The following is a 4799-nucleotide window of genomic DNA, read 5'->3' as shown; positions in this document are numbered from 1 at the left end:
TAAATACGTAGAAACTCAGCAAATCCTAAATTTTCTAATGCTTTTCCTTTTTTAATATGCAAATTATCTTTATATGGAACTTCTTTCCCAAAAAACTTAAGTACTCTACTTACAATTAATTCAGAAGCAGCATCAGAACCAAGAAATATACTCCCAACTTCACTAGCACCAAATCTTGTTAATGCTTCACGTTGAATAGAAAAATCTACTTTACTATTAAACTTGAAATATTCATTCTTTTTGATACCAGGTAATTTACGTCCTATTTTGCTCATTTTACTTACATTAGTTTGTTTATTATTATCAGAATCTACGGTTGGAACAAAAGATTCTAAACCTTTAATAACTTGTTGGGTGTATAAATTTTGTTGATTCATTTTTTTTACTCCATTATTAATTGTCATTTCTTGTATATTTGTTTTTGTAATATTATTACTATTTATATTCATATAAACTCTCCTTATTTGTTAGTTTTATATAAATAAATATTATAGCAAAAATTAATTTTGTCAATTTTTTGCTATAATATTTATAATTTTTTTTACAAAAAAATATTTTTATTAAGAATAGGTTTACTTTTTAGTAACAATTGCGTTATTATACTTTTTAGTAAAGCCTAGCAAATGAGGAGTTTATATGACAAACATAAAAAAGCCCATCAATAAATACCAACACAAATTAATTGTATTAATATCAACATTAAATTTTGTAAATTCTAAGTTTAAAAAATATAATCAAAATAAAATACTCTACTATTTTAATAATAACTTAAACAACAATGGTCAAAAAAAAGCTACACTCAAAACTCTACAAAGTTATTTATACAAACTAGAAAAAGAATTTCAAGTAACTAGTAACTATTACAGACATTTAGGAGAAAATTGCGGTACTGAAATTCACTATAAACTTAGATTTTCTAAAAAAGTATGTCACTATAAAATCAATAAACATTTTAAAGACAAAAAAGAAGACAGATTCCAACAACGTGCTAACTTATATCATCAACAAACATGCACTAATAATGGGAGTCTAAAGAAAAATGGGAGTGTAGAAAAATGGGAGTGTATTAATAATAATATTAATAATAAGAATAATAAAAAGAAGAAGAAAGAGGTAGAAAAAAAAGAAAGAGAAAAGGCACAACTAGAGAAGTACATAAAGAAGTGTGAATTCAAAGATGATAAATATCTCTCAATTTTGAATTTAGAAACAACAAAAGAAATTAAAATAAAAAAGTTAATAGAATTGAAGAAAGAAGAGAATAGAAAAGAGAGAGAACAAAATAAAAGCAAGAAATTAGAAGAAAAACAAAAGGAATTAGAAAAGGCATTAGAAGAGACAAAGGAAGTATTAAAAAAAGAAGGATACAATGAGAAGCAATTAGAAACAGAGATAAAAAAAGCGTATGAAAAGTATAAAGACAAGCCGCACTTTATTTTAGAGAGTAGTAAATACGGCGATTTAGGACAGATAGTAAAGAGGATTAAGAAAACAGTTGAACGTGAGAAAAAGGGGAAAAAAGAAGACCACAAGCAGATTAGAAATAATATATTTAGTATACTAATAGATCAGTTGAAGAACAAAGTAGAGGTTAAAGTTTTAGCGCCAATATTGAAAGATTATTTAAACAAACAGAGTGATTTGAAATATAGTCAAGTATTTAATAATCATTATTACTATGAAATTTTAGAGATGGTAGAAGGGAAAGAGCATTTAAGAATAGGGGAGTATGAAAAGATTGTTGACTAGGAATTTGTTATGGAGAATGTATTAGTACGCCTTAAAGAAAAAAAGGCTGAGATTAAAGCAAATAGTAGTAGTAATTTATTTATTAGGTTAGAAGTAGAAGACAATAAGAGAATATATCATACAAAGATAATGAATGATTTTTATGCATTCGGAATAGATAACAGATATAAAGGTAGATTTTTTATTTCATTTAGGGGATTGTTAAATCAAAAAAAAATCATGTCTTTTAATTTATTTTCTATAAAGGGAGACGACAAATTTTTAGGAATATTCTATGGATATAGAAAGCCAATACGAAATATTATAAAAAAATATGAAGAAAATGGAATAATTAAAACATCTTTTTTTTCAAAAATTTATTACATAGAGTTTAGATTTAGAAAAGGAAGTGTTTTTTGTTATATTAAAGGTATATATCGTTTACTTCAAAAAGATCGATTTAAAACAAAGTATTGTCAAGTTTTGATTGAAAAGCTTGCAAAGTTAGAAAAAGAAGTGCATATGTTTTATAACAAAAAATTACCAAAAGGAGGTCTTATACATAGATGGATAAAAAAAAACCAAAGGTGATTACCATCGCATCAATCAAAGGTGGTGTTGGAAAAAGTACAACCAGTATAATATTTGCAACATTATTAGCTCAAAAATATCGAGTGTTGTTAATAGATATGGATACTCAAGCTTCTACTACTAGTTATTTTTATGAAAAGATAGAAAAACTTAATTTTGATCTGACTAAGTTTAATATTTATGAAATTTTAAAAGAAAATATAGATGTTGATAGTTCTATTATCAGTATAAGTGATAATCTTGATTTAATACCTAGTTATCTTACTTTACATAATTTTAGTGATGAAAAAATTGAATGTAAAGATATTTTATTGAAAACCAGTTTGGGAACTTTATGTTTTGAATATGATTATATAGTTATTGATACAAATCCTAGCTTAGACATTACACTTAAAAATGCACTTGTATGTAGTGATTATATAATAATTCCAATGACAGCTGAAAAATGGGCAGTTGAAAGTTTAGATTTGTTTAATTTTTTTATAAAAAAATTAAAATTGTCTTTACCTATATTTTTAATAATAACAAGATTTAGAAAGAATAAAACGCATAAGGTATTGTTTGAGATTTTAAAAAAAGGCGACAGATTTTTAGGGATAGTGTCGGAAAGAGAAGATTTAAATAGAAGAATAGCAGAAAATAATACTTTTGATTTGAATAAGGATTATATAAAAGAATATGAGAATATTTTGCAAGTTTTTTTTAAAAAAAAAGTCACTTATTAATAAAATTTAACTATCAAATTGGTAAATAGTCTAATAATTAGACAATTTATTAAAAAGGAGTTTGAAATGGATATAAAGCTTAATAAAAGGGATTTAAATGGTAATGAAAATTGTATTATTAATGATGACACATTAAATCATTATAGTTCTTTAAAAGAAAAATTAAAAATTAATTCTAAAAAAGAAATTTATTGTAAATTAGAAACATTGAAAATTTTAAAAGAAATCAAGGATAAGCAGTATTACAAGTTTGATGGATATAAAAGTTTTGATGCTTTTGCTAAAGATTTTAGACTTGCAAGAGCTCAGGTTTATAATTATCTAAAGATTGCTAATGCAATAGAAGAAGGGGTGATAGAAGAAGAATTTTTGATAAAAAATGGCATATTGGAAACATTAATTGTATTAAGGAATAAGGAAACTAAAACAATAAAAAGGTCAAAACAAAATCCCATAAAGCCCTTAAGATTTCAGCTTAAAAAACAAGAAAGTTATGATTTTTATAAGAAAAATGCTAAGTTTACTAGTTTTTTAATGGATAAATTGTTTCAAGATAAAAGAGATTTAATAGAAGAGTTTTTCAAGGAATTTAAAAATTTAAGGTAAAATTTATTCAGATCTATTTCTAATGTTAGATATGATATAGTTTTTTTGAAAAAATTATTTCTTTGATATTGTTTATTATATCTACTTTTGTGTATATAGATAACATATATGATTACAGTATATATGTTAGTAAGTTAATTGACATTATTATGGATTTAGTATATGGTAGTAGTATTGTTGAGGTCTATTTATGTTCAGACTTCTGAATTTGTTAGGTGGTTTTAAAAGATGTTAGGTCTTTGTTAATAAGTCTTTATTAAGAAGTGTTAACAAAGACCTAATTTTTTTCTCTTTAAATTTATATCAATTGAAATTTTATATTTTGATTTTGATAATGTTTGATTAAAAATATATAGTTGACAAAAATTAATTTTTGCTATAATATTTATTTATATAAAACTAACAAATAAGGAGAGTTTATATGAATATAAATAGTAATAATATTACAAAAACAAATATGCAAGAAATAAAAATTAATAACAAAAATACAACAATGAATCAAAAGAGAATAAACTTTTTAAATAACCTTAAAACTTTGAGGATGAGTTTGGATGGCGTGAACAAAAATCTTAATGGATATGGATATAAGTATCAAGATTTTAATGAAATAGTAAGGGAAGTTAAGAATGTTATTAAAGAACATAATCTAGATATTGATTTTGTACAAGTTCCAACTTGTAAAGTTATAGGGAATAATACAATCAGTGTTGTTACAACAACATTTTATAATTCTAGTGGGTATGAATATTCATTTGATACACCTCTATATATAGAGGAATTGAAATCTATTGGAATCAAAAGTCAAAATACGTGGTCTCAGCTTGTGGGTTCTGCAATAACTTATTTCAAACGTTATGCACTAGTTGCATATTTGTCAATAGAAAGTGAAGTTGATACTGATGCTAGTAACTTAGATCTTGAACAAAGAAATAATAAAAGACAAATTGAAAATAATACTTCTAATAGCAAAGATAGCAGTGCAATCAAACCATCTGTAGATATAACAAAAGCAAAATCAATAGAAAGTAGAGTACAAAACAAACAAGTTGTTAATACTGACCATTCTAAATCCAAAGTTAAACATAATGTTAATATGAATAAATTTAAGTATTATCAAAACTTACTAATAGCATCAAGAAATATGTATAG

The 4799-nt window shown here is 24.2% G+C and carries 5 protein-coding genes and 1 pseudogene; 5 read left to right on the top strand and 1 reads right to left on the bottom strand.

Going from position 1 to position 4799, the window contains the following annotated elements:
* Positions 1-449: pseudogene (locus U880_RS0100610) on the bottom strand (DUF244 domain-containing protein); the annotation flags it as partial.
* A gap of 187 nt (positions 450-636) precedes the next feature.
* On the opposite strand from U880_RS0100610, the gene U880_RS0100605 reads away from it, so the two are divergent.
* The 5 genes from U880_RS0100605 to U880_RS0100585 all read left to right on the top strand — a co-directional run.
* Entirely contained in the window at positions 637-1749 is a 1113-nt protein-coding gene (locus tag U880_RS0100605) for a plasmid maintenance protein (protein ID WP_024654362.1), read from the top strand.
* 9 nt (positions 1750-1758) lie between these two features.
* A complete protein-coding gene (locus U880_RS0100600) occupies positions 1759-2319 on the top strand; it encodes a DUF226 domain-containing protein (protein ID WP_024654361.1) in 561 nt (186 codons plus the stop codon).
* A complete protein-coding gene (locus U880_RS0100595; RefSeq protein ID WP_024654360.1) occupies positions 2295-3044 on the top strand; it encodes a ParA family protein in 750 nt (249 codons plus the stop codon). Before U880_RS0100600 ends, U880_RS0100595 begins: the two co-directional genes overlap by 25 nt.
* A 66-nt stretch (positions 3045-3110) precedes the next feature.
* The gene (locus U880_RS0100590) at positions 3111-3650 is read left to right on the top strand and encodes a chromosome replication/partitioning protein (RefSeq protein ID WP_024654359.1); all 540 of its coding nucleotides are present in this window, start codon (positions 3111-3113) and stop codon (positions 3648-3650) included.
* A gap of 421 nt (positions 3651-4071) precedes the next feature.
* On the top strand, positions 4072-4799 hold a 728-nt coding region (locus U880_RS0100585; protein ID WP_051373840.1), incomplete at its 3' end, for an ERF family protein.

The organism is Borrelia hispanica CRI (genome assembly GCF_000500065.1).
In the GTDB taxonomy this organism is placed as follows: domain Bacteria; phylum Spirochaetota; class Spirochaetia; order Borreliales; family Borreliaceae; genus Borrelia; species Borrelia hispanica.
This window is presented reverse-complemented; position numbering and strand designations above follow the sequence as displayed.